Source organism: Cognatishimia coralii, from assembly GCF_037478305.1.
Taxonomy (GTDB): domain Bacteria; phylum Pseudomonadota; class Alphaproteobacteria; order Rhodobacterales; family Rhodobacteraceae; genus Cognatishimia; species Cognatishimia coralii.
In genome coordinates, this window is record NZ_JBBGAZ010000023.1 from 1 (window position 1) to 25,452 (window position 25,452).

Consider the following 25,452-nt stretch of genomic DNA (forward strand, 5'->3'; position numbering starts at 1 on the left):
TCACAGCCGTCGCACCATGGGCGTCCTCGGCGGTAACTTGGATTGTCACATCGCGGGTTTCGCCCACGGCCAAGTCTTGGAAGTCCGCGCCCGGATCGAAGGTCAGCGTTGTACCAGAGATGCTTGCACTGCCCTCGCTTGGGTTGCTGGTCACGGAAAACGTCAGGGTGGACCCGTCATCGTCGCTGTCGACATCCGCACCTAGGGCTGCGAGATCCACGTCAACCGTCACGCCGTCTTCATCAGCAGACGCAAGCGCTGCCGCAAGAGTTGGAGCGTCGTTGCCACCGGTTACGGTCACAGTCACGGTGTTCACAGCCGTCGCACCATGGGCGTCTTCAGCGGTGACTTGGATCGTCACATCGCGGGTCTCGCCCAGTGCGAGATTTTGGAAATCGGCACCCGGGTCGAAAGTCAGGGTCGTGCCGGAAATCGACGCGCTGCCTTCACTTGGCTGACCGGTCACGCTGTAAATGAGCGTTGCACCGTCGTCGTCACTGTCGACATCCGCGCCCAGAGCAGCGAGGTCTACATCAACCGTCGCGCCGTCTTCATCGGCAGAAGCGAGTGCTGCCGCTAGAGTTGGAGCGTCGTTGGCGCCAGTCACGGTCACCGTCACTGTGTTCACAGCCGTCGCACCATGGGCGTCCTCGGCGGTAACTTGGATCGTCACATCGCGGGTTTCGCCCACGGCCAAGTCTTGGAAGTCTGCGCCCGGATCGAAGGTCAGCGTTGTACCAGAGATGCTTGCACTGCCCTCGCTTGGGTTGCCGGTCACGGAATACGTCAGGGTGGAACCATCATCATCGCTGTCAACATCCGCACCTAGGGCTGCGAGATCCACATCAACCGTCGCTCCGTCTTCATCAGCAGACGCAAGCGCCGTCGCCAATGTTGGCGCGTCGTTGGCGCCAGTCACGGTCACCGTCACCGTGTTCACAGCCGTCGCACCATGGGCGTCTTCAGCGGTGACTTGGATCGTTACGTCTCGGGTCTCGCCCAGTGCGAGATCTTGGAAATCGGCACCCGGGTCGAAAGTCAGGGTTGTGCCAGAAATGCTCGCGCTTCCCTCACTCGGGGTGCTGGTCACGGAATACGTCAGGGTGGACCCGTCATCGTCGCTGTCCACGTCATCGCCCAAAGACGCCAGGTCAATGTCGACGGTCGCGCCGTCTTCCGCCGCGTACAGAGTTCCAGCAACCAAGAATGGAGCATCATTATCGCCAATGACTGAGATCGTCGCGGTTGCTTGAGACGTATCGCCGTCCAGATCAGAGACTTCGTAGATGAAGGTCACCTCTGCGACCTCGCCCTCTGCGAGAGACTCAAATTCATCATTTGGGTCAAAGGAGAACGTTCCGTCAGGCGCCAAGTCCAAGACACCTGCGACTGGGCCTTGGATCAAAGTTACTTGAGCCAGACCATTGGGTACGTCGTCATTATCAACCACCGAGCCAAATAAAACTGCGCCGTCGTCTTCGCTGAGTGTCACGGCGTCGTCTGAGGCCACAACATCCAGATCGATTGGGTCAAGGGAAACACCATCGACGACGACTTCCACCTGTTCGAAACTATGCACGTAAATGTTGAGCGAGCGGAAATAGAAGGGGCGACCATCGGGTGCACGATGCTCGAGGAAGTATGCCATCTCCGCTTGGAAATACTCGTTTTTATAGGTGTCGAGGCTGATGTCCAGAACCAGCGTATCAACGCCGTTCCCACCGAGCAGTTTTGCAAAGCAGAGGTGCTCGTCAATCTGAACGGTAACGCGGTCATCCCCGCTGCCGGTGTGAACGAAGGCGAAGCCCTGATCGCCAATCGTGACGTTGTCGTCGCCCGAACCAGTGAGAACCATCCCACCGCCATCGCCAATATCTACCTGATTGTTGCCGTTTCCTGCGTGGACAAAATCCCAGCCATCCCCGGTTTCAATCGTATCGTCACCGCTGCCGGTTTGAACGAAGGATCCACCGTCACCAGTGCTAATCTCGTTGTTTCCATTCCCTGCGAAGATCTTATCATAGCCTTCGCCGGTGGTGATTGTATCGTCACCAGATCCCGATTTTATGAACGACCCACCGTCGCCCGCATCAATCTCGTTGTTCCCGTCGCCTGCAAAGATAAAATCATACCCGTCTTCGCTGACGATCAGATCGTTTCCTCGACCGGTTTTGATAAAGCTTCCGCCGTCTCCGACATTGATATCGTTGTCGCCGTTGCCAGCGCTGATGCGATCAAAACCGTCACCTGCGGTGATCGTGTCATCGCCGCCATTGGTGGAAATACTGCTGCCACCAGCTCCAACGGAAATCTGATTGTCGCCGCCGCCAGCCTTGATCTTATCGTAACCATTGCCGGCTGTGATCGTGTCGTCGCCATTACCTGTTGTAATGCGGCTGCCACCGTCACCAACGTCAATATCGTTGTCGCCGCGCATGTCGCGTACTTTGTCAAAACCAGAATTTGCCATTAATCTTCATCCCCTTAAACGAGCCGCCCCTATTGGCTCGATGTGCACAATTGCGTCTCTTGACGCGTAAATTTCGAAAACGAGCGCGACGCCTTCCCAAACGTCAACGAAAGTTTAGAAGTAGGATAAGAGTCGCGATATCCGTCACTTGAGGGGTGGATATAGTTCAGGTGAACGAGTGCGATTTGGAAACAATAACGTATGCAGAGACCATGCAGTCTATATTGCTCATAGAAGACCACGAAGGCGCCCGGCATCGTTTAACCGAAGTGTTGAACCGGGCATTTGTATCGCCAGAGATCGTCGCGGCCTCTACTCTCAGTGCGGCCCGCCCAATTATCGCAAAGCGCGCGTTTGACCTGATTGTTTTGGATCTGAGCCTGCCTGACGGGTCCGGTGAAGATTTTCTTCTGGAGATTTTCGCCATACATCCCAAGGCCTATGTCGTTATCGCCAGTATTCACGACGAGGGAGTTCATTTAGCGGGAGCCCTGGCCAATGGTGCGCAGGGATATCTTCTTAAAGACCGAAGCATCGAGGAACTCACCGAGAATTTTATTGGTATACGAGACGGTCGTCCGGCTATCACGCCTTCGATCACGAGCAAGCTCATCGCGATGGTCAATGATCAACGGATCGTACCCGGTCAGGAACCTAAGGTCGCAGATGCCGATGACATCAGGGTCGATGTGCTGACCGAAAGGGAGACCGAAGTTCTAGTGCTTTTGTCACGTGGGTTTTCGCGTCCCGAGATCGCGGGCTTTCTTGAAATTTCCCGCCATACCGTCGCCACCCATATTGGCAAGATCTATGAAAAACTAGAGATTTCTAGCCGAAGCGAAGCTGCAATCTTTGCCGAACGCGCGGGCCTGGTTTAAGCCATCTACGGAGTTGGCTCAGCGGGCAAGGTGATCTTTATCGCGAACTCTGACCGTTCCTCTGACGGCATCACTATTTCAACAGTCCCCCCCATTTCGGACGCCCGTGATTTAATGTTTGTCAGCCCTCTCATCCCACTCAGCGAGGTATCCGGGCGCTTAGCAACGCCGTTCTGAAAACGCAGGACGATGTCATCGTCATCAGTGCTGCCTGTTGTGACCACCAGAGATCCAGGCACCGCATATTTCATCGCGTTGGACGTAAGCTCTTGAACAATCCGTTTTAGGTTCACGTATTCCCGTGACGACAGAACCCGATGCGCGGCATGCTCGTTCACGAATTGAATGTTGGGCAAGACCTCTGACATCTCTTCACACAGGACGGCCCAAGCGGTTTCGAATTTCGTTTCCTGTGCATCCTCAAGAACCGCCACCGTTTCTTTGAGAGCCTGCAGTGCTTCTTGTGCCTGTTCGGCTGATTTCTCGTTCGGGGCTTGGTAGATCATGGTGAGCAGCTTACCGCCCACGTCATCATGAAGATCACGCGTTATGCGGCGCCGTTCTTCGTCCAGTCGCTGGATTTCGCGATGATTTCCGTCTTGGATTGAGCGCACCAGCCGCAAAAAACTATCCGCGGCTTTCTTTTCCGCTCCGGAAAACAACTGCCGCCCATTGGCCTTCCCCACAAGCTTCATCGAACGCCCTTTTGTGACCATCGGCACCCGCAAAAACAGCCCATGGTTCTCGACCTTGGACTGTTCCAGTGGAATAGGATCGATCGAAGCGACCTCTTGCGCTTTGAAGATTTGTTGGAGGAAGCTCACAAAACGTCCGTCGATTTCGTCCTGATTGCGCACGGAGCTAAACCGCTCGAGCAACTCTGGAATATTGTCGCTCACTTGAATGACTTTGTCGCCAAACAGCCATTCGATCAGTCGATTCCGAATAGGAAAATACACCCAGCCTGCCACTAACAGCGCGAGCGGCAAAATCTGGAGTTGGTTCAGATTGAGCAAATAGGCCAAGGCCAGATCAACTGCGAGTACGAGGAAACCGGCAAAGACCCAGACCAAGACCCGCAGCCAGATCCAATGCACATCAAACAAACGATAGCGCAAGGTTCCCAGAGCGATGCCAAAGAAAATCAGCGCCAGCAAGACATTTGCCATGGCGGGGCCAAGGATCGGCGGCGTGTCGAATACAACCGGGATCGAATAGAGCACCAAAACTAGTGTCACCAACCCATAGATGGTCAGCGAGAACCAAATAACCGACGCCCGCTCAACTGGTCTACCGCGTGTATTGAACCACTGAACTGCGCTTGCGAAAACCGCAACGGGAGCGGGTAAAAGGTGGGCGATCTCGAAAGAATTCAACGGCAACTCTTGCCATTGAAACATGATGTTCAACTGCAACAAAATGCCGATACAGATCAGAATCTCGGCCACGGGCACGCGCGTAATCCGCCTGGGGAAATGCCAGATCACCGTCAGCAGCGCAAAAGAGAAACTAGCCCCACCCCAGGAGGCCAACGAAATGACCCCATGAAAAATAGTCGGAGCAATTGTGACCTCGCTCAACGCCAGAAACGCGCCACAGATCATATTGACCGAAAGCCCCAAGCCACTAATCGCAAGCATCGTCACCGCATAGCTTGGCGGTGCAAAAACCCAGATGCCGACAGCCACCATGATCACGACCAAGGCCAAGACCATCTTCAACAAAGTTTCAAAATCAATATCCGTCAACTTTGGGGATTGTATTGGGCTCACCGGATAAGCACGCCCGCTATCATCAATCAGTTCAAACGAGCCCTCGTTGAGCACTTCCCAGAACCGCTTTTTGTCGTCCAGCGTTTGGTTATAAATCGAGAAATTCGCGGTCTCGTGACGGCCCAGGATGGCCTCACGCCCTGTCAAATCAAGACGCGTGCCATCGGCTGTTTTTAAGGCCACAACCTGCGTGCCTGGCTTAAGCCCCGAAGCCTCGATAGGCCCATCTGGTACGGACTGCAAAAGGACGATTGAACCTGCGCCGACTTTGGCTTGAAACACGCCGCCAATGTAGGGGGACACTAGGAAGGTCTGGACCAACAACACCAAAGTCAGCAGCCAGGCAAACACCGAGGCGATCAAAAAGGCATAACCTCGGTTGTAGGCCATGAAGAACAACTCCTAACGTTCAGCGGAGTGTTTCACAAAGACCGTAGCCGCGGCAAGTCGCAGTTTTCGGAAGCCCGAAACGGTCCCCAAAGCGACTGAAATCTGCATCGCTCAGCGGGTCGAAAACGGCGCTACCTATGCAATTTCAGAACCCTGGTTTTCGCAGGCAATCCCTCAGTGCTACCAGAAATTGCGCTTTGTCGCGCCCGATTTCCTCCGTATAGAGATTCGGACACATACGGATTTGACGTCGTTTAGTCTGGAGCATTGGCAATGAGCAAATTGGGTAAAGCAGAGTTGGTCATGGCGCGCCGAAAGGCCTCTGGATTGCTCGGTTCTGTCTTTGTTTTCAGTGTCTTCGTGAACCTCCTCATGCTCACTGGCCCGCTGTTCATGCTGCAGGTTTATGACCGCGTTCTTGGCTCGCGATCCGAGGAAACCTTGGTTGCGCTTTTTGTTCTGGTGGCGGTGCTCTTTGGCCTGATGGGGATCTTGGATTACGCACGCGGTCGCGTTCTCGCACGATTTGGGGCCCGCTTTCAGACCTCTCTGGATGACCGGGTTTTTCGCGCAGTCCTTAAGCAGTCGCTGAACCCTAAGTTTCGCAATTCACCGGTCGCAGGCCTGCGTGATCTTGAGACAATTCAAGCGACGCTCACCTCTCCAGCGATGCTCGCTCTGTTTGACGTGCCCTGGACACCGCTGTTTGTCGCGGCGATTTTTGTCTTTCATCCGGTTCTTGGATGGATGGCGGTTGCGGGCGGTGGGCTTTTGATCGTGGTCACTCTGCTCAACAACTGGCTGACGCGCGCCAAAACCGCAGAGGCGCAATCGGCCTCACAACAAGCCCATAGTTTCGCCGATCAAGCTCGTCATTCCGCGGAATTAATTCGTGCTCAAGGCATGACAACAGCTGTGGCCAATCGCTGGCATGCCCTACGAGAAAACGGGTTGGACCAAACGATGGGCGCAAGTGATTGGACCGGGCTATTCTCTGCTATGACAAAGGCCTTTCGCATGTTTCTGCAGTCCACAATGTTGGCTGTTGGTGCCTGGCTGGTTTTGCAGGGCGAAATGACAGCCGGAGCGATGATCGCCGGATCCATCCTGTTGGGCCGAGCCTTGGCACCGATTGAACAAACCATAGGGCAGTGGCCAGTCGTCGTACGGTCTCTCGCCGGCTGGCGCGAGTTGGGCGGCCTTTTGCGCGCAACACCGCCGGAAGCACCCGCCGTCAGCCTGCCGCGACCTGCCGCGCGGGTTGCCGTGAAAAACCTTGGCGTTTTTGCCCCAGACACCAGTCAGCCCGTTCTGTCGGGCATCAACTTAGGCATCCCTGCGGGAAGCGTCGTCGGCATTATTGGCAAGAGCGGGTCCGGCAAGTCGACGCTTGCGAAAACCTTGATGGGGATTATCCAGCCGGCAAATGGCGAGGTCCGTTTGGGAGGCGCGACACTCACCCAATACGATTTGGACGAGTTCGGCAAATACGTCGGCTATCTGCCTCAAAACGTGACACTTTTCAGCGGAACGATTGCCGAAAACATCGCGCGTATGTCCGAAACTCCTGACGACGAAAAAGTCGTTGAGGCCGCCCAACGCGCCAATGCTCATGACATGATCCTGTCCCTGCCAGATGGGTATCAAACCATTGTGCACGGCCAGGACAGTCAGCTTTCAGGCGGTCAAAAACAACGCATCGCCCTTGCGCGCGCCCTATATGACGATCCGGTTTTACTGGTGCTGGATGAACCAAACTCGGCGCTTGATGCCGAAGGGTCTGAGGCCCTCAACAAGGCTGTTCGCGGCTTTAAATCGACAGATCGCACGGTCATCATCATGACGCACCGTCCAATGGCCATCGCGGAATGCGACCGTTTGGTCGTGATTGACTCCGGACGCATCAAGGCCGACGGGCCACGCGACGAAGTGCTGCAATCCAGCCTGAAAAACAAAGACAAGGTCCAGCAATCTTTGCGTCAAGGAGCAACCGCATGAGCGCGCAGGAACGCCCGACAAAAACCTGGAACGCGCGCTTACCGCTTTCGATTGGCTATCTGGCAATCCTCGGCCTTGTCGGCGGGTTGGGTGTTTGGAGCGTCAACGCAAAGATATCTGGCGCCGTGGTTTCCTCGGGTATGATCCAAGTGGAAAGCAATCGCCAGGTCATCCAACACCCTGAAGGCGGTGTTGTTGGCGACATTTACGTCAAAAACGGCGATCGCGTGGCGGCTGGCGATGTCCTTCTGCATCTGGATGATACGCTTCTGACATCAGAACTGGCCATCGTCGAAGGCCAGCTCTTTGAGCTTTTCGCCCGGCGCGCCAGGCTGGAGGCCGAACGCGACAACGCCGAGAGACTTTCCTTTGTTGACGACCCCACGAAGGGCTTTCGCGAAAACGCGCAATTTACCGAGCTTTTGAAAGGCCAAGAACGCCTTTTCCATGCGCGCAAAGACGCGCTTGAACAGGAAACGGCGCAGCTTGAAGAACAAATCCTCCAGGCGTCCAACCAAATTCAAGGCGCGCAATCCCAACTGAGCGCCTTCAAAGAACAAGAGGTCCTCGTCGCGGAAGAACTCTCTGACATTCAAGCCCTTTTCGACAAAGGCCTGACGCAGGCCAACCGCCTGATTGCGCAACGGCGTGAGCATTCTCGTCTGAAGGGGGAGATCGGAAGTTTTCAATCCAATATTGCGCTTTTGAAAGGCGAGATCGCAGGGCTTGAGATCCAGAAACTAAGGCTCCAGACCCAGACCCGCGAAGAGGCCATCACCAGCTTGCGCGAGATCGGGCACCAAGAGTTGGAACTGTCAGAGCGCCGCTTGGCGTTGCTTGAGACCCTTGCGCGACTGGAAATCCGAACGCCTGTTTCTGGAGTCATCTACGACAGCCAGATTTTCGCGGTCCAATCCGTCATATCCCCGGCGCAACCAATCATGTTCGTGATCCCTCAAGACCAGCCATTGGTCGTGTCGTCCCGCATCGAGTCGATCCACATTGACCAGGTTCATGTAGGCCAAGAGGTTTCGCTTAGGTTCTCGGCTTTTGATCAGAGGTTTACGCCTGAAATCATGGGACAGGTTACGCGACTGTCGGCGGACGTTTTCACCGACGAGCGCACGGGGTTATCCTATTATCAGGCAGAGTTGCTTCCATTGAGTGGCGAGTTGGAAAAGCTTGAGGGACAAGAACTACTCCCCGGTATGCCTGTGGAAGCATTTATTAAGACCTCTGAGCGCTCTCCCCTAAACTATCTGACAAAACCGCTTGTTGATTACTTCAACAAAGCATTTCGTGAGGATTGAGGAGGTTTTCGGTCAAGGGAGTCAGGTGGGGTGGCGGATGTTTGCGGCTCCCTGTGAATTGCCCGACTGGAGCGCATGCCTTACAAACGTAAGCACGATGGCGATCCGCATGAGAACTAGCGCCGGCTTAGCATCAGCTATTTTGGGAAAATGGCGCTCTGGGGAGGATTCGAACCCCCGACCCCTTGATTCGTAGTCAAGTACTCTATCCAGCTGAGCTACCAGAGCGCGGTGTGAGGGGCGGTTTAATCCTAAGCTGCGCGACTCGCAAGCGCAAAAAGTGACTTTTTTCAGATTTCTGCCGCGTCGCCCTTTGGCAGACAGATTTTGAAGACCGTGCCGCTTTCATCGCTCTTCTCAAGGGTCAACTCGCCGCCATGGCCGCGGATCAGTTCGGATGAAATCGCAAGACCGAGGCCGGTGCCGCCTTTGCGCATACCGCCTTGAAATGGCTTGAAAAGATGCTCGAGCGCTTTGGGTGGCAGACCAGGGCCCGTGTCGCTGACGCGGATGAGGCTATGGTCTGGGGCATCTTCCAGCGCAATCGTGATTTCGCCTGCCTGCCCTGCGGCGACAATCGCTTGTCGCGCGTTGCGGACTAGGTTGTGGATCACGCGGTAAAGCTGCTCTGCGTCGGCCATGACCAACGCGCCTTGAGCCACTTCGTTGGTCAGTTTCAGATCGAAGTCTCCGATGGCGAGGCTTTCGGATTCCACGACATCCTGAACCACGTCGGCGATTGGGACGTCTGTCAGTTTAGGAGCAGGTTCCTCGGCTTTCCCGAATGCCAGCGTACTTTCGCAGAGATGCACCGCACGTGTGATTGAGTTCACGAGCTTGGGGGCCATGCGTTTGACCGTCGGGTCTTCGGACATCTCGATGCGGTCGGTGAACAACTGAGCCGACGTCAAAATATTGCGCAGATCGTGACTGACTTTAGCGACGGCGCCGCCGAGTTGAGCCAGGCGTTCACGCTGCTTCAAAGCCGCAGTCAGTTCAGTCTGAAGCGTCTGCAGCGCCACTTCCGCCTCGCGCAGCTCTTCAACCCCAGCGCCGGGTTGGATGATACGACGGGCGTCCTCGGGCGCGGCGGCATAGCGTTGCATATAGCCGACGACGCCTTTGATGGGCTTCACCAGGATCATCCGCACAGCGACAAACAGTAAGGACGCCGTGAAGATTGAGATCACAGCGGAGAGGACCAGAATGTTTAGCCCATAATCCACCATGGCGTTGCGCAGGTCTTTGGTCCAGATCGTGACTTCGATCAGCAACCCGGCCTCAAGAACCGGCGCGCCTATGACGCGGATGACTTCGGGCTCTGGCTTAAACAGGCGCGCCATCGCGTCGTAGATCAGAGTCCACGCCGACGGATCACGCAAATCAAAGGTATCCTGAATAGGCGCTGGCATCTCTGAGCTGAGCATCAGCTGGCGCACCTCGTCGCGTCTGAGCACGACGTTATAGACCTCGGCGTTGCGCAACAGCTCGGTCTCAAGCTCTTTGCTGATCATATCGTCGGCCAGCAAGGCCAGCGACGCGATCTGGGCGCGTTCAAGACGCGACAAGAGATAGTCCTCACGGAACCGCGCAATCGACGGCACAAAGATCAGGACTTCTGCCACCATCACAAAGATGATGGTCAGAATGAGAAACCGTCCTGAGAGGGTTCTAAGCATATGCGCCGCCGGGTCCTTGCCGTGCCTCTTAAGGCAGCCAGCGCTGCACGAAGCGCACCACTGATTTCACCTTAGGGTTTTCAAATAGTCTTGGAGAGAAATAAGCACCTGCGGCACGTTTATTCAACTCTCCGACCGTGGGATAGGGTGCGACCATATTGGCGACGGCGGACATTTTCAGTTTGTTGGCGATCACGAGCGCCCAGAGGTTGATGAGTTCACCCGCCTGATAGCCAGCGATAGAGGCTCCGATGGGGCGACCTTTGACGACCATGACTTTGATCAGGCCTTTGGTCTTGCGCTCGGCAATGGCGCGGTCGTTGTGGGTGTAATGGAAGCGTGCGACTTCGAGCGCGTCGCCGTGCGCGTCTCTCGCTTGCGCTTCGGTCATCCCGACATGCGCCATTTCCGGCTCGGTATAAGTGGCCCAAGGGATGTGGTCGGTGCGTTCTTTGGCAGGCAGGCCAAAGAGAGCAGAACGGATGATGAGACCCGCGTGATAGCCGGCCACATGGGTGAATTGCAGACCGCCCGCGACGTCGCCGATGGCGTAGACACGCCGGTTGGTGGTGCGCATGCCTGCGTCAACTTTGATACCGGTGCGGGTGGTTTCAATCCCTGCGGCCTCAAGATTCAGTTTGTCGATATTGGGCTTACGTCCCGCGGCCATCAAAAGGTGAGTACCTTTAAAGACACGACCATCTTGGACTTCGACCTCAATGGCGCCCTCTTTGCCGCGCACTTCAGAGACCAAAGCGCCCTCTTCGATCTGAATACCTTCTTCGCGCAGGTTTTCCAGAACGATGGCGGCGAGCTCCGGATCATCCTTGCCCAGCGCCTTCATGCCTTCGATGACTGTGACCTCAGATCCAAGACGACGATGCGCCTGTGCCATTTCCATGCCGATAGGGCCTCCGCCGATCACCAAGAGGTGCTTTGGTTGCTCGCGCAGTTCAAACAGCGTTTCATTGGTTTGATAGGGCACAGAGTCCAAACCGGGGATCGGCGGAACGAATGGCGAAGACCCTGTCGAGATCACAACTCGGCGTGCCTTTATCAGCGTGTCGCCTGCTTTGACTTCGCGATCCGAGACGAATTCGCCATATTCCTGAATGACGCGCACGCCGAGGCTTTCGAAACGCTCCACTGAGTCGTTGGGCTCAATTTCCGCGATCACATCGGCAACATGATCCTTGGCGGCCGCGTAGTCCACCTGCGGCACCACATCCGCCACACCATATTTTGAGGCATGCGCCTGCCCCCAGGCCGCCTTGCCGCTGGCGATCAACGCCTTTGACGGAACGCAGCCAAAGTTCAGACAGTCTCCGCCCATTTTGTGGCCCTCAAGCAGGGTTACATCTGCGCCCATCTGGACCGCGCCGGCTGCGACGGACAGCCCGCCAGAGCCCGCTCCAATGACGAGAAGATCGGTTTTAATGTGTTTCATCGGGATCAGTCCTTTTGGCCGCGCAGGGCTTTGATGACGATAGGGAGCGCTGCGAGGGCACAGAGGCCAAGGATCGGCAGCAGGATTTGAGGTTCAAAGATAATGCCAAGGTTCGGGGTTTCGCCGCGGGCGAAGACTTCGCCAAGCCCCGCGCCGACCGAGGTATAGACCACGCCGCCGGGAATAATGCCCAGAAAGGTCGAGATGGCAAAGCGGTTGAGCGGCACGCCCACGAGCGCAGGCACAAGGTTCGCCACAAAAAATGGCACCGCAGGCACGAGGCGGATCAGGAACAGCATCGACCATTGGTTTTCATCAATGCCGTCTTTGATTTTCTTCACAGCGCCCTCAGAGCCTTCCATCTTGGCCGCAAGCCGTTCGCCAAGGCCCCAACGGGCCGCCATAAAGATCAGGATCGCGCCGATGGTGGCCGCGGTCACGTTGAACAATGCGCCCGGGAAGGTCGCGAACAGAAAGCCACCCGTGAGCGTCGCGATGGTCGCGCCGGGCAGGCTGAAAGCAACGATCACCACATAGGCCAGCATAAAGACAGCCACGGTTGCAAGGTAGTTCGCATCACGGAACGCCAGCAGAGCCTCGCGGTTGTCGCGCAGGGTTTCAAAGGTGAGATAGTCGCGCAAGGTAAAGGCTCCGATTGCGGCCACCACAAGAATTGCAATCAAGGGCAGGCGCTTGGCCAATCCGGACTTTGGGGCTTCACTCATATCTGACATCTTACCTATCTCTTGGCTTCGGGTGACCCCAAGATGTCCTTTAGTGCGCAATATCGAAAGGGTCTTCACAGGCGCTTGAACTTGATCACGTCTTCTGTGATGAAAGCGGCCATATTGTAATGGAATTGAAACATTCCCACCCCCAATCGCAGCATTTTTGTTGCAAAACCGGGGATCGGCGTTTGACTTCCCCCCAAGCCACCCCTATAGGCAGGGCTTCGAATAGAACGTCAGCCCGATGTGAGTCGGCGCAGGCCCCTTAATAAGTACGGAGACGGAGCGATGAAACGCACCTACCAACCTAGCAACCTGGTTCGCAAGCGCCGCCACGGCTTCCGTGCGCGTATGGCTACGAAAGCCGGTCGCAAGATCCTGAACGCACGTCGTGCACGTGGCCGCAAGGCGCTGAGCGCGTAAGCCTCAGCCTTTAGGTAAAGAATATGACGCCGCCGGAGGCCCCCAAAGATGGCTCAGCCACAACGGGGGAGACCCCTCCGGCGGCTTCGTCATGTCTGAACGTCATTAAAGTTCGCAAGGATTTTGTGGCGGCGTCGCGTGCCCGGCGGCAGGGCACGAAATCCATGATGGTGCAGGCGCGCAAACGCCGCGAGGGCGAGCCGCATGATCCAAAGGCTGTGCGCGTGGGCTTTACCTGTTCCAAGAAAGTCGGCAACGCGGTCGCGCGCAATCGCGCAAAACGGCGGATGCGTGAGGCCGCGCGGGCGATCTTGCCCCAAAAGGGACACGCGGGATGGGACTATGTCCTGATCGGCCGCGCCGAGGTCACCGCCGCCCGCCCCTTTGAAGACCTCAAACGCGACCTTATCTATGCATTGAAAAAGCTGCATGAGAACCGCACATGAGCCCGCTTGCCCATATCGCCGCCCTGCCCGTGCGCGCCTATCGGCTGATCTTTAGCCCATGGGTCGGGCATAATTGCCGCTATCAGCCGACCTGTTCCGCCTATGCGCTTGAGGCTTTGGAAAAACACGGGGGCATCAAAGGCAGCCTCTTAACCCTGCGCCGCATCGGGCGCTGCCATCCTTGGGGCAGCAGCGGCTATGATCCTGTTCCGGGCACTGACACCCATTCAAAGGGTTGTTGCAATTCCGCGACGAAAGACTGAGGTCTCGGGGTTACAGGAAATCCCTACTATCAATAAAACCAGCGCCGCCTATAACAGCGTCAGTTCAACGCTAAGCCAGAGGAGGCGTACCATGTCCATCGCAGCACGTTATCGCCGCCGTACAACTGGCTCTGCAAGCGCAGCTTGGGCATTTGCCGGCTAAACGCCCCCGTTTGAACACTTCTCAGACCAACATCTGATCTTTCGTCCACACCCGGACTCCCATTTTCACCATTGATAGAGGATCGCCGCACGAGGCGACGAAACCCATGACTCGTACTGAAAACCCGTCCCCGCTGCAGGACCTTCAACTGATGCTGGCACATTTGATCCAGCAATTCGGGCTCAAGCAGATAATCATCGTCCTGATCAAAGAAGCGCTGAAACCCGCGCCGCGCAGGCCTGATGCGACTCAAGTGCTGTCAGATCATCTGCGTCAGGACGTTGGCCTGCCGCCAAAGTTTCCCACGACTCAGCATTGGTGGCACAAACCGTTCTGATCCGTTTCAGGTCCAAACGCGGGCCTGAAACAGGCGTTTGATGTCGCTGTGAGAAAACTCCTGTCGCCATGATATTTTGCGTCAGGTGATTTCAGGCGTAGCATCACCGTACCAGCGACGGAGGACGCAGCTATGGTCACAGACATCTCAGGCGTAGCCCGCCCGATTGCCAAGGCGAACGGTTTGCCAAATGCCCATTACACCGATCCCACGGTTTTCGCCGAGGAACGGGATGCCTTGCTGTATGAGCAATGGTCTGGACTTGCGGTTGCCGCCGATGTGCCAGAGCCCGGAGATGCCAAGCCCATCGAGTTCCTCGGCGCGCCGCTTCTGTTGTTGCGCGACAAGAAAGGCACCGTGCGCGTCTTTCACAACATCTGCCGCCACCGCGGCATGATCCTTGTCAGCGAGCCTCGCAAGATCGAGGGTGTGATCCGCTGCCCCTATCACAGCTGGTGCTACGGCACAGATGGCCGACTTGTGGCCACGCCGCATGTGGGCGGTCCCGGTATGAACACCCATGACGATATGGACCGCAGCACCTTGGGTCTTATCGAAGTGCGCAGCTACATCTGGCGTGATGTAGTCTTCGTGAACCTCTCGGGCACCGCTGCGCCCTTTGAAGAGGTGAACGCCGACCTCATGGCCCGCTGGTCCGAATTTGACAGCCCGCATATCCACGGCGGCGAGGGCAGCTATTTCCGTCTGGACGTCGCGACCAACTGGAAACTCGCAGTCGAGAACTACTGCGAGAGCTATCACCTGCCTTGGGTGCACCCCGGCCTCAACAGCTATTCCCGCCTTGAAGATCACTACAATATCGAAGAGCCCGGCAAATACTCCGGCCAAGGCACCTTGGTCTATCGTCAGATCGAAGGCGAGAACGGTGAGGTCTTCCCGGATTTTCCTGGGCTTTCAGACAAATGGAACGAAGGCGCGGAATATATCACAGTCTTCCCCAATGTGATGCTTGGCGCCCAGCGCGATCATGCGTTCGCGATTATTCTGGAACCCAAGGCCATGGATCAGACGGCAGAACACATCCACCTCTATTATTCCGAAGAGGACACCGATGAGGCCTTGCGTGCCAAAAATGCGGCCCAGTGGAAAGTCGTCTTTGAAGAGGACGTCTTTGTGGTTGAAGGCATGCAGCGCGGCCGCCATGCGCCTGGTTTTGACGGCGGACGGTTCTCGCCCGCAATGGACGGGCCGACGCATCTGTTCCACCAATGGGTCGCCGAGAAGATCGCCAAACGCCGCCAGAAAATCGCGGCGGAATGAGCACCTTAGACGCGCGGCTTTTGAAAGCGCACGAGCGGGACGACAAACCCGCTCTGGTCGCGCTCTATACTGAGGCCGCGGAATGCGCCGCAGCGATAGACGCTAAAGCATTCTATCTCACGCATGCCTATGTCTTTGCGTTGGATATTGGAGCGCCCGAAGCCACCAGCCTGCAGCGTCAGCTAAAAGAGCTTGGTCGAATGTAAAGCAACACGAAGCCGTCTTAGAGACTTTGTCGCATCTTTCAGGATGGGCCACCGGTCAAACCAACTCAGCGGATGAATGTCGGTTTTAGATGACCTCTGATGTGCAATTGGCGTCATGGACACAAGCGTTTTTACGTCGGGATATGCTTTTCGAAACCAATTGTAGGCACCATCCACATGCATTGCGCCTCCAAGGGGATGGCCCCCAGGTCGCATGTAAATTTTCTCTAGGAATGGACCTGCCAAATGGGCGGCGTCCTTTGTGACGCCATAGCAGTGAAGCTTAACAGACGGCACATCTGCAGGAAGCTGCGCAAGTCCTGAGTTCGAAGGCCGAAAGCCATCTGGCGGATACCCTAGGAACATGTCCCATTTGCACTGGGAAAGATCTCTCAGCAGCGGGAAAAGAATTTCGTCTATATTGCTTGAAAAGTCCGCGTCGTCTTCGAGAATCAAAACGCGATTTAGCCCTCTCGTTTCAAGGTCTCGCAATATTGCTAAATGGCTTTCGAAGCATCCTTTCGTGCCGCGCGTCGGGAAATCGCCGGAGCTTACAGGCCGCGAGGCTTGAAACAAAATCACATTCGGGTCGTTGAAACTCAAACCCAACCGCGACAGCTGGACCTTGATGTCCCGCAAACGATCGGGACGCGATACGAGATTGATCACATATATTGCGTCAAAGACCGACAGCAAAAGGCGACCTAGCAGTTCGCGGTTCATTTAAGTCTCCAATCACCCAGATCGAGGGGTACGTCTTGGCACTCTTAGCAACCGCTGTGTTTCCTGCTTTTCTCAGCAATGAAACTTTGGCATATGCGGCACATGCTTGACGAAGATAAAGACGATATTCACCCACTGTTTGCTGGCGCGCCATCCTCCGCGAGTTTTAAGAAGCTGCGCAAACGGATCGTGCGCTATACGCGCGAAGCGATCGAACAATACGGGATGATAGAACGTGGCGCACGCTGGCTGGTTTGCCTGTCGGGCGGCAAGGACAGCTACACGCTTTTGGCAGTTTTGCACGAACTCAAATGGCGTGGACTTCTGCCTGTCGATATTCTCGCGTGCAATCTTGATCAGGGACAACCGGGCTTTCCAGCCACCGTCCTTCCTGAATTTCTGGAACGCATGGGCGTTGAGCACCGGATAGAATATCAGGACACTTATTCCATCGTAAAAGACAAGGTGCCGGCGGGCCGCACATATTGTGCGCTCTGCTCAAGGCTTCGGCGCGGCAACCTCTACAGGATCGCGCGCGAAGAAGGCTGCTCGGCTGTCGTTTTGGGCCATCACCGCGACGACATTCTGGAAACTTTCTTTATGAACCTCTTTCACGGAGGCCGTTTGGCGACAATGCCGCCAAAGCTTGTGAACGAAGAAGGCGACCTCTTTGTCTATCGCCCTCTCGCGCATGTGGCCGAAGAGGATTGCGAGAAATTCGCCAAGGCGATGAATTACCCGATCATCCCATGTGATCTTTGTGGCTCGCAAGACGGGTTGCAGCGCCAACAGGTCAAACAGATCCTGGACCAATGGGAAAAGAACAGCCCCGGTCGTCGCCAGGTCATGTTCCGAGCCCTGATGAACGCGCGGCCATCGCATCTGTTGGACCCAAAACTCTTTGATTTCGCGGGCCTCGAATTGGGGTCTGTAAAATTCGAAGCAGATTCCGACCTCCCGCCCAAGTTACGTTAAGCTTCGACTCACCCTCCGCACATAATCTGACCATCCAACTCTGATTAGGTTTGGATGGTCTGCGCATGGGGCAAATTCTGAAACTGAACGATCTGATCTCCTCGGTTCAATCCTTGGTGACCAAAATCGACGCGCGCCTTTTGGTGTTTTGCATCGTTCCCCTTAGTGCGATCGCCTATCAATTGGGTGGCACCTTGGGCTTTTTCATGTCTGGCCTGCTGTTGCCTTTTGCATTTTTGGCTTTTCGACAGGCTCAATCAGTTTCCGTGATTGCAGCCAATGGGGATGGTCTGACGGGCCTGCCGACTCCGGCTCAACTTGAGGCTTTGACAGATGATTGGCCTGAAAAACTGTCACTGCACCACCAAAAGACTGCCTGTTTCATTGTCCAAGTCGACCGCCTCTCGGATTTCTTGAGTCGGCATGGTGACACAGCCGGCTTCCATCTCCAGCGCAGCCTTGCAGAACGTCTGACCCATGTATTGCGAGATGGCGATCTGATCACGCGCATCGCAGAGGGGTCGTTTAAGTGCATGCTCCATCCTGTCAAACATCTGGATCTGGAAATCTGCATTCATATGGCCAATCGCATCAAGTCGGCGCTTGAAAGTCCGGTTTTGATCGACGGAAACAGCACGCGTGTGACAGTCTCTGTCGGATTTTGCATCAGCGGGCAGATGCAGGACCATGCTCTTTCTGCGCTTGAAGAGGGCGCTGCCATCGCCCTGTCTGCGGCCTTACGCGCCAGCAATTCCTCTATTCGCGCCTTTTCTCCGACGCTTCTGCTAAAGCACCAATCGCGCAAGAAAATCTGTGAAGAGGCGCGGGATGCTCTGGCAAATAACGAGGTCATTGCCTGGTTTCAGCCGCAAGTTTCAACTGAAACTGGTGCAATCACGGGATTTGAAGCCCTGGCGCGATGGAACCATCCCCAGCATGGGATCATGCCCCCCGGCGACTTTCTGGACACTTTGGCCGAGTGTGGTCAGTTGGAACAATTGTCTGAAGAAATGCTGCGCCAAAGCATCTCGGCCCTACATGATTGGGACTTGAAGGGGCATCACGTCGCACGCGTTGGCATCAACTTTTCGGGCGATGAATTGCACAATCCGATGCTTGCTGAACGCATTGGGTGGGAGCTGGAGCGGCATGAGATCCCGGCCCGACGGATCGGGATCGAAGTTCTGGAGTCCGTGATCGCCGGAACTCCTGATGGGGTGGTCGCGCGAAACCTGCGCGATTTGTCAAAAATGGGCTGCCTGATTGACTTGGATGATTTTGGGACGGGCCATGCCTCTATCAGTTCTGTCCAAAGGTTTTCCGCCAATCGGCTCAAAATCGACCGTTCTTTTATCAAAGAGGTAGATCGCAATCAGGACCAGCAGAAACTGATCGCTGCGATTGTGACCATGGCAGAACAGTTGGGGATTGAGACTTTGGCCGAAGGCGTGGAAACCGCTGGCGAACACACGATGCTCGCGCAATTGGGCTGTGGGCATGTACAGGGCTTTGGAATTGCGCGTCCGATGCCACTGAAAGACACGATTCCCTGGATGCGCGCGCATGCAAAGAAACTGTCGTCACTCCCCTCTCTGGACCGAAAAACTGGGTAAATCCGCCCGTTCCCCCGCCTGCCAAGCCGCCACAGGGGGAATCCACTTGACCTTTGGCGCTGACCTCTGTTGAACCACCCTGAGCTATTGCACCCTTGTCCCTGTGCCGGGCAAAGCATAGGTGCATCCAAAGGTTAAAGACGGGCGCGCGCGGCAATGGCCGGGACGTCCAGGAAAACAGGTGGCCCCGCGTCATGGACGACAACAATAAGAATCTAATTCTGGCAACAGGCCTCAGCCTCGCCGTTCTTTTGGTTTGGATGTATTTCTTCCCACCGGCAGAGCCTCCGGTCACCGAGGATCCCAACGCCACCACGGCGACGCAAACTGCAACGCCAACAGCAGCCGCGCCTCTGTCCACCACATCGACCGGGGAAACCACGCAGACCGAAGCGTCAACCGTTCAGGTTGAAACTGTCGCTATTGAGACGGCGCGCCTTAAGGGTTCGATCTCTTTGCAGGGTGGTCGCATCAACGATCTGTCCCTCAAGGACTATCGCGAAACTCAGGCGCCCGACGCGGACATCGTTCACCTGTTTAAACCGCGCACCGAACCGGGCGGTTACTACGCCCTTTATGGCTGGGCTCCGGGCGCGGGGCTGAGCCTTGATCAAGTGCCTGGCGCAAACACCATTTGGTCGCTGGAAACAGGCGACGCGCTGACCGAAACCTCCCCGATCATTCTGGCGTGGGACAATGGCGCGGGCCTGACCTTCCGCCGCGAAGTCTCGGTGGACGCGAACTACATGTTCTCGGTCAAACAAACCGTTGAAAATACCGGTGCAGGCACCGTGTCTTTGGCGCCCTATGGCATCCTCGCCCGTCATGGCGAACCTGTGGACCTGAAGAACTTCTTCATCTTGCACGAAGGTCTGATTTCCATGACCGACAGCGAGCTCACTGAGACCAGCTATGACAATATGGTCGACTTTGAGTTCAACCAAACCGAAGGCGCCAAGGCCGAGTCCATTTCCGTGGCGGAAAACGGCTGGATCGGCTTTACCGACCACTACTGGATGGCGACGCTGATCCCATCTCAGAACTCTGGTTTCAAGGCCGTAGGCAAATACGACGACCGTCGCGGCATCTATCAGGCCGAGGCCGTTATGCCGACGCAAACCATTGCTGCGGGTCAAACCATCACTGTCGACAGCCAGCTGTTTGCAGGTGCCAAGGAATGGGCCACCATCCGCGCTTACGAGCGTGAGGGCGGCATCACCGGTTTCCTCGATTCCATCGACTGGGGTTGGTTCTTCTTTCTAACGAAGCCGATCTTTGCCCTGCTGCATTACCTTAACGAGCTGATCGGCAATATGGGCTGGGCGATCATTGGTCTGACGGTGATCATCAAGATCGTGCTCTTCCCGCTGGCCTATCGCTCTTATGCGTCCATGGCCAAGATGAAAGAACTGCAGCCGCAGATGGAGAAGCTGAAAGAAGCGGCCGGCGACGACCGTCAGAAATTGCAGCAATCCATGATGGAGCTCTACAAGAAGGAAAAGGTAAACCCGGCCGCGGGCTGTCTGCCGATCCTTCTGCAAATCCCGATCTTCTTCTCTCTTTATAAGGTGATCTTCGTGACGCTCGAACTGCGTCACGCGCCTTGGGTGGGCTGGATCACCGACCTCTCGGCACCTGATCCAAGCTCGATCCTGAACCTGTTTGGTTTGCTCAACTATGCAACACCAAGCCCGGATAGCTTCTTCTTTATCTTCAGCCTTGGTGTTCTGCCGATCATCCTGGGGGTCTCGATGTGGCTGCAGCAAAAGCTGAACCCGGCCCCAACAGATCCGACCCAACAGATGATCTTTGCCTGGATGCCATGGGTCTTTATGTTCATGCTGGGCAGCTTTGCCTCGGGTCTGGTGGTCTACTGGATCGCAAACAACCTGATCACCTTCATCCAGCAATATTCGATCATGCGGATCCACGGCTATAAGCCCGATGTCTTTGGCAACATCAAATCGGGCTTCAAGCGCAAGCCGAAGGAAGAAAAATGACACTGACCGTCACTTCGCTCTGGCGCCACCCGATCAAGGCGCACGGGCGGGAAGAAGTAAGTGAAGTCACATTGGTCCCCGGGCAGAGCATGCCCGGGGATCGTCTTTGGGCCGTAGCTCATGAGGCCGCGAAGCTGGACGGCACCAATTGGGTGCGCTGCACCAATTTCACGCGCGCAGCTGGGTCTCCGAAATTGATGGCGATCACCTGCAAGACCGAGGCGCACAAACTGCGGCTTAGCCACCCTGATCTGGACGATCTGGTCATTGATCCGAACGCGGATCAGGCGGCGTTTATCGACTGGGTCATGCCCCTGATGTCAGAGGGCCGCGCCAAGCCTGTGAAACTGATCGAGGCCTCTGAACAAGGGTTTACCGACAGCAGCTGGCCCTCCCTGACGCTCTGCAACCATGCGTCTCACAAAGAGGTAGAAGCGCAGTTGGGCAAGGATCTGTCCATCCATCGTTGGCGCGGCAATATTTGGTTTGATGGTCTGCCCGCGTGGGAAGAGCTCGACTGGGTTGGCCGCGATTTGCGTCTGGGTCAGGCCGTTGTCTCCGTCCGTGAACGCACCGAACGGTGCATGGCAACCACATCAAACCCTGATACCGGTGAACGGGATGCAGACACGTTGGGTGCTTTGCAGACATTCGGGCATAAAGATTTCTCCGTTAAAATCGCCGTCACCCAAGGCGGCCTCGTCCGTGTTGGCGACAAGTTGGAGATGATCTGATGCAACTGCCTTTCCCTATTGTCGAAGAGCCTGACGAGATCAGCCGCGAAAAGGGCCGTAAGCTCTTTGTCGGCAGCAATGCTGACTTTCTAAAGGGCGTCGTGGCCATGAATGGCCTGCCAGCGGATGACCGGATTGAGGTCTGTTTCGCGGGCCGCTCGAACGTCGGCAAATCCAGCCTGATCAATGCGTTGACAGGGCGCAAGGGTCTCGCACGTGCCTCCAACACGCCGGGTCGCACGCAGGAAATCAACTTCTTTACCCTGACCGAGAGCCACTATCTTGTCGACCTGCCCGGCTATGGCTTTGCCAATGCGCCGCTGGCAGTGGTTGAAAAATGGCAGCGCCTGCTCAAGCAATATCTGCAAGGCCGCGTTGGTCTGCGCCGCGCCTTTGTGCTGATTGACAGCCGTCATGGCGTGAAAGACGTGGACGAGGAAATCATGTCCCTGCTCGACAGCGCCGCGGTCACATTCCAGGTCGTCATGACCAAGGCCGACAAGGTCAAGGAAAAGGACCGCGCCAAGATCATGGATCAAGTGCGCAGCAAACTGTCCAAACATCCGGCGGCTTTTCCTGAAATCGTCCTGACCAGCTCTGAAAAAGGCGACGGCATCCCGACCCTACGCGCCTTGATCGCGAACCTGATCTAAAGCTTGGCCCCCAGCCCCGAACCCGCTAAACCCGTCCGTCAGAGGACCTACGCATGAGAACGCAAAACATGAACCGCGATTGGATCGCCACCGCCCGCACCCTGTCATCTGCCCTGCCCTATATGCAGCGCTATACCGGGGCGACCGTCGTCATTAAGCTTGGCGGTCACGCCATGGGCTCTGACGAGGCGATGGAAGAATTCGCGCGCGATGTGGTTCTGATGCAGATGGTCGGCATTCAGCCAGTCGTCGTGCATGGCGGCGGACCGATGATCAATGCGATGCTTGAAAAGCTCGAAATCAAGTCCGAGTTCGTGAACGGCAAACGCGTCACAGACAAAGCCACCGTTGAAGTCGTCGAGATGGTTCTCTCTGGCACCGTGAACAAGCGGATTGTGCAGGCGATCAATATGGCGAGCGGAAAGGCCGTGGGCCTGTCTGGTAAAGACGCGAACCTGATGATCTGTGATCAGACCAATCCGGATTTGGGCTTCGTCGGAACGCCCTCCTACATGAACCCAACCGTTTTGCAGGATATGGCCGCGAACGGCACGATCCCAGTGATTGCCCCCTTGGGCGCGGGCCGCAATGGCGAGACGTTTAACGTCAACGGAGACACCGCCGCTGGCGCCATCGCAGGGGCTTTGAAAGCCGATCGCCTGTTGCTGTTGACCGATGTTTCGGGCGTGAAAAACAAGGACGGCGAGGTCATCACCGAGCTTAGCGCGCAAATGATCCGTGATTTCATCGAAGACGGCACGATTGCAGGCGGCATGATCCCGAAAACCGAAACAGCGCTGGATGCCATCAAAGACGGCGTGCGTGCGGTGGTTATTCTGGACGGGCGTGCCCCGAATGCCTGTTTGCTAGAGCTTTTCACAGACCACGGCGCAGGCTCGCTCATTCGCGCTTAACGCAAATGTGTCGCTGTCAGAATTGACAGCCCCGCGCGCGGCTTTCATGGTCTCTCCATGGAAAACGAAGCCCTTATACGCCTGTCAGTATTTCTAGGCCTTTTCATCGCCTTGGCGAGTGCGGAGACCCTGTTTCCGCGTCGACCACGTCAGCAAAAACGTCAAAGCCGTTGGATCGCCAATTGGGGTCTTGTGTTGATCGACACTGCGACCCTGCGACTGGTGGCTTTGGTTCTGCCAGCTTTGGCCGCCGGGGCAGCCTTAGATGCGAGCGTTCAGGGTTGGGGGTTGTTTAATGCTCTGGGCTGGCCCCTGTGGGTCGAGTTCGTTCTGGCGGTTCTGATCTTTGATTTCGCGATCTGGGCGCAGCATTTGATAACCCATAAGATACCGATCCTGTGGCGCTTGCACCGCGTTCATCATGCGGATCGGGATATGGATGTGACGACGGCGATCCGGTTTCATCCCGTGGAAATCGCACTCTCTATGCTGTTGAAGATCGGCTTGGTCTATTTGCTTGGGCCTTCGGTGCTGGCGATTGTTGTGTTTGAAATCCTGCTCAATGGCACTGCCATGTTCAACCATTCCAATCTGCGCCTGCCGCTGGGGTTTGATCGCGTGTTGCGTATGGTCCTGGTGACACCGGACATGCATCGCGTGCACCACTCGGTTCACCGCCATGAGCATGACAGCAACTATGGGTTTTCTCTGTCCCTGTGGGATCGGCTTTTTGGCACCTATATTGCGCAGCCTGAAGCCGGGCATGACGACATGACGGTTGGCCTGCAATGGCAGGATGAACGGCCAGCAAAACTGGGATGGGTTCTGGCGCTGCCCTTCTTTCGCAAATGACCTATGAGGAGCTGGACCACCTATGCCGAGCGAATGCGTTACGCATGCTGGGGGGCTTTCCAGTTGATCCAGAGCGCGATATGGACCTCGCTGGGTTTCAAACGCTGTTGATGTTGGGGCCGGATGAACCTGCGTTTTGGCCCATATTCAAATCATCGCCCGAATTTCAGGAACCCAAAGATCCCATGGATCATTGGTCAAAGCGGGTTATCGGAGCGCTCGCGGATCAGCTTTCTGGAAAGGCTTTCTTTCCCTCTGACGGTCCGCCCTACCCGCCGTTTTTCACATGGGCCACCAGAACACGAAGGTGCCATAGCTCTCCGGTCAACCTCTTGGTGCATGACCGTGCGGGGATGATGGTGTCTTTTCGAGGCGCTTTGGCGTTACGCGAGGCCGTTGTGCTGCCCGAGCCTCCAGAAAGCCCCTGTTTGAGCTGTGCAGAGACCCCTTGTCTGTCCAACTGCCCAGTCAACGCGCTCACGCCAGACGGCTATGACGTTGCCGCCTGCAAATCGCATATATCATCGCCCGCGGGCCGAGAATGCATGCAAGGATGCAAGGTGCGACTGGCCTGTCCTGTGTCGCAAACCTTTGGTCGCCTGCCCGCGCAATCAGAATTCCACATGCGTGCCTTTCTGGGACCCGATATCACATGACCAAACGCCTAATCCTGATCCGCCACGCGAAATCTAGCTGGGAGCACACCGGTCCAGACCGCGCGCGGCCGCTCAACAAACGCGGCTATATCTCGGCGCAGGCAATGGGCGACTGGCTGCGCGACAAGCAATATTGGCCGCAAGAAGTTCTGTGTTCCACGGCAAAGCGGACGGTTGAGACCTGTGCGCACATCGGCTTTGACATGGAAACGCGCTATCTGGACAGCCTATACCATGCGGCTCCTGAAGACATGTTTGCTGAGCTGCAGCACGCCAAAGCTGATGTGGTTGCGATGATCGCACACAACCCGGGTATTGCCGCGCTGGCGAGTGAGCTTGTCGTTCGCTTTCCCGATCACCCACGATACTTTGATTACCCAACCTGCGCGACGGCGATCTTGGATTTTCCGATCACGGATTGGCGAGACCTGCGGATCAACACGGGGCAACTGGTCGATTTCATCATCCCACGCGAATTGGTTTGAGCCCCGCCAAGGGCCGGGGCGGGGGGGGGGGGGGGGGGGGGGGGGGGGGGGGGGGG

The 25,452-nt window shown here is 56.2% G+C and carries 24 protein-coding genes and 1 tRNA gene; 18 read left to right on the top strand and 7 right to left on the bottom strand.

All coding sequences use genetic code 11. The features are described from left to right. A partial coding sequence (locus WG622_RS18770) for an Ig-like domain-containing protein (protein WP_339404839.1) occupies window positions 1-2,470 on the bottom strand: 2,470 nt, incomplete at its 3' end. A 170-nt stretch (window positions 2,471-2,640) separates the two neighbouring features. On the opposite strand from WG622_RS18770, the gene WG622_RS18775 reads away from it, so the two are divergent. Next, window positions 2,641-3,348: a response regulator gene (locus WG622_RS18775; protein ID WP_339404840.1), complete on the top strand. Its 708-nt coding sequence runs from the start codon at window positions 2,641-2,643 to the stop codon at window positions 3,346-3,348. 5 nt (window positions 3,349-3,353) lie between these two features. Here the strand turns inward: WG622_RS18775 and WG622_RS18780 are convergent, their stop codons facing one another. Next, window positions 3,354-5,510 (bottom strand): sensor histidine kinase, encoded by a 2,157-nt coding sequence (locus WG622_RS18780; protein WP_339404841.1) that lies wholly within the window; start codon window positions 5,508-5,510, stop codon window positions 3,354-3,356. A gap of 273 nt (window positions 5,511-5,783) precedes the next feature. Here WG622_RS18780 and WG622_RS18785 point away from each other — a divergent pair, with 273 nt between their 5' ends. Next, the gene (locus WG622_RS18785) at window positions 5,784-7,508 is read left to right on the top strand and encodes a type I secretion system permease/ATPase (protein ID WP_339404842.1); all 1,725 of its coding nucleotides are present in this window, start codon (window positions 5,784-5,786) and stop codon (window positions 7,506-7,508) included. Then, complete coding sequence (locus WG622_RS18790; RefSeq protein WP_339404843.1) at window positions 7,505-8,818, top strand: HlyD family type I secretion periplasmic adaptor subunit; 1,314 nt, start codon at window positions 7,505-7,507, stop codon at window positions 8,816-8,818. Before WG622_RS18785 ends, WG622_RS18790 begins: the two co-directional genes overlap by 4 nt. Window positions 8,819-8,969: 151 nt before the next feature. On the opposite strand, the gene WG622_RS18795 is transcribed toward WG622_RS18790, so the two are convergent. The 4 genes from WG622_RS18795 to WG622_RS18810 form a co-directional block, all read right to left on the bottom strand. Beyond that, a tRNA-Arg gene (locus WG622_RS18795) sits at window positions 8,970-9,046 on the bottom strand. 62 nt (window positions 9,047-9,108) lie between these two features. Further along, window positions 9,109-10,497, bottom strand: coding sequence for a sensor histidine kinase (locus WG622_RS18800; RefSeq protein WP_339404844.1), 1,389 nt, complete (start codon window positions 10,495-10,497; stop codon window positions 9,109-9,111). Between the two features lie 28 nt (window positions 10,498-10,525). Continuing rightward, entirely contained in the window at window positions 10,526-11,944 is a 1,419-nt protein-coding gene (locus WG622_RS18805; RefSeq protein WP_339404845.1) for a dihydrolipoyl dehydrogenase family protein, read from the bottom strand. Between the two features lie 5 nt (window positions 11,945-11,949). Beyond that, window positions 11,950-12,678 carry a TVP38/TMEM64 family protein gene (locus tag WG622_RS18810; protein ID WP_339404846.1) on the bottom strand — a complete coding sequence of 243 codons (729 nt, stop codon included), beginning with the start codon at window positions 12,676-12,678 and terminating at the stop codon, window positions 11,950-11,952. A gap of 282 nt (window positions 12,679-12,960) precedes the next feature. On the opposite strand from WG622_RS18810, the gene rpmH reads away from it, so the two are divergent. The 6 genes from rpmH (at window position 12,961) to WG622_RS18840 (ending at window position 15,791) form a co-directional block, all read left to right on the top strand. After that, window positions 12,961-13,095 (top strand): 50S ribosomal protein L34, encoded by a 135-nt coding sequence (rpmH, locus tag WG622_RS18815; RefSeq protein WP_072791770.1) that lies wholly within the window; start codon window positions 12,961-12,963, stop codon window positions 13,093-13,095. A gap of 23 nt (window positions 13,096-13,118) precedes the next feature. After that, on the top strand, window positions 13,119-13,541 hold the full coding sequence (rnpA, locus tag WG622_RS18820; protein ID WP_339404847.1) for a ribonuclease P protein component: 423 nt from the start codon (window positions 13,119-13,121) through the stop codon (window positions 13,539-13,541). Further along, window positions 13,538-13,804 (top strand): membrane protein insertion efficiency factor YidD, encoded by a 267-nt coding sequence (gene yidD, locus WG622_RS18825; protein ID WP_209355454.1) that lies wholly within the window; start codon window positions 13,538-13,540, stop codon window positions 13,802-13,804. Before rnpA ends, yidD begins: the two co-directional genes overlap by 4 nt. Before the next feature lie 269 nt (window positions 13,805-14,073). Beyond that, the gene (locus WG622_RS18830; protein WP_339404848.1) at window positions 14,074-14,304 is read left to right on the top strand and encodes a hypothetical protein; all 231 of its coding nucleotides are present in this window, start codon (window positions 14,074-14,076) and stop codon (window positions 14,302-14,304) included. A gap of 132 nt (window positions 14,305-14,436) precedes the next feature. Further along, complete coding sequence (locus WG622_RS18835; protein WP_339404849.1) at window positions 14,437-15,585, top strand: aromatic ring-hydroxylating oxygenase subunit alpha; 1,149 nt, start codon at window positions 14,437-14,439, stop codon at window positions 15,583-15,585. Beyond that, window positions 15,582-15,791 carry a hypothetical protein gene (locus WG622_RS18840; RefSeq protein WP_339404850.1) on the top strand — a complete coding sequence of 70 codons (210 nt, stop codon included), beginning with the start codon at window positions 15,582-15,584 and terminating at the stop codon, window positions 15,789-15,791. The genes WG622_RS18835 and WG622_RS18840 overlap by 4 nt, the downstream gene beginning before the upstream one ends. Here WG622_RS18840 and WG622_RS18845 read toward each other — a convergent pair. Further along, entirely contained in the window at window positions 15,768-16,514 is a 747-nt protein-coding gene (locus WG622_RS18845) for a glycosyltransferase family 25 protein (RefSeq protein WP_339404851.1), read from the bottom strand. The two genes, WG622_RS18840 and WG622_RS18845, sit on opposite strands and share 24 nt — an antisense overlap. A 102-nt stretch (window positions 16,515-16,616) precedes the next feature. Here WG622_RS18845 and ttcA point away from each other — a divergent pair, with 102 nt between their 5' ends. The 9 genes from ttcA to WG622_RS18890 all read left to right on the top strand — a co-directional run bounded on the left by ttcA (window position 16,617) and on the right by WG622_RS18890 (window position 25,396). Beyond that, on the top strand, window positions 16,617-17,489 hold the full coding sequence (gene ttcA, locus WG622_RS18850) for a tRNA 2-thiocytidine(32) synthetase TtcA (RefSeq protein WP_339404852.1): 873 nt from the start codon (window positions 16,617-16,619) through the stop codon (window positions 17,487-17,489). Between the two features lie 65 nt (window positions 17,490-17,554). Beyond that, the gene (locus WG622_RS18855) at window positions 17,555-19,102 is read left to right on the top strand and encodes a putative bifunctional diguanylate cyclase/phosphodiesterase (protein WP_339404853.1); all 1,548 of its coding nucleotides are present in this window, start codon (window positions 17,555-17,557) and stop codon (window positions 19,100-19,102) included. A 194-nt stretch (window positions 19,103-19,296) separates the two neighbouring features. Continuing rightward, a complete protein-coding gene (yidC, locus tag WG622_RS18860; protein WP_339404854.1) occupies window positions 19,297-21,102 on the top strand; it encodes a membrane protein insertase YidC in 1,806 nt (601 codons plus the stop codon). Then, on the top strand, window positions 21,099-21,836 hold the full coding sequence (locus tag WG622_RS18865) for an MOSC domain-containing protein (RefSeq protein WP_339404855.1): 738 nt from the start codon (window positions 21,099-21,101) through the stop codon (window positions 21,834-21,836). Before yidC ends, WG622_RS18865 begins: the two co-directional genes overlap by 4 nt. After that, a complete protein-coding gene (gene yihA / locus WG622_RS18870; protein ID WP_209355445.1) occupies window positions 21,836-22,489 on the top strand; it encodes a ribosome biogenesis GTP-binding protein YihA/YsxC in 654 nt (217 codons plus the stop codon). The genes WG622_RS18865 and yihA overlap by 1 nt, the downstream gene beginning before the upstream one ends. A 53-nt stretch (window positions 22,490-22,542) precedes the next feature. Next, complete coding sequence (argB, locus tag WG622_RS18875) at window positions 22,543-23,403, top strand: acetylglutamate kinase (RefSeq protein WP_339404856.1); 861 nt, start codon at window positions 22,543-22,545, stop codon at window positions 23,401-23,403. Between the two features lie 57 nt (window positions 23,404-23,460). After that, window positions 23,461-24,255, top strand: a complete 795-nt coding sequence (locus tag WG622_RS18880) for a sterol desaturase family protein (protein ID WP_339404857.1) — start codon at window positions 23,461-23,463, stop codon at window positions 24,253-24,255. Continuing rightward, window positions 24,222-24,911 carry a ferredoxin gene (locus WG622_RS18885; RefSeq protein WP_339404858.1) on the top strand — a complete coding sequence of 230 codons (690 nt, stop codon included), beginning with the start codon at window positions 24,222-24,224 and terminating at the stop codon, window positions 24,909-24,911. The genes WG622_RS18880 and WG622_RS18885 overlap by 34 nt, the downstream gene beginning before the upstream one ends. Continuing rightward, the gene (locus WG622_RS18890; protein ID WP_339404859.1) at window positions 24,908-25,396 is read left to right on the top strand and encodes a SixA phosphatase family protein; all 489 of its coding nucleotides are present in this window, start codon (window positions 24,908-24,910) and stop codon (window positions 25,394-25,396) included. The genes WG622_RS18885 and WG622_RS18890 overlap by 4 nt, the downstream gene beginning before the upstream one ends. The last annotated feature ends 56 nt before the right edge of the window (window positions 25,397-25,452 follow it).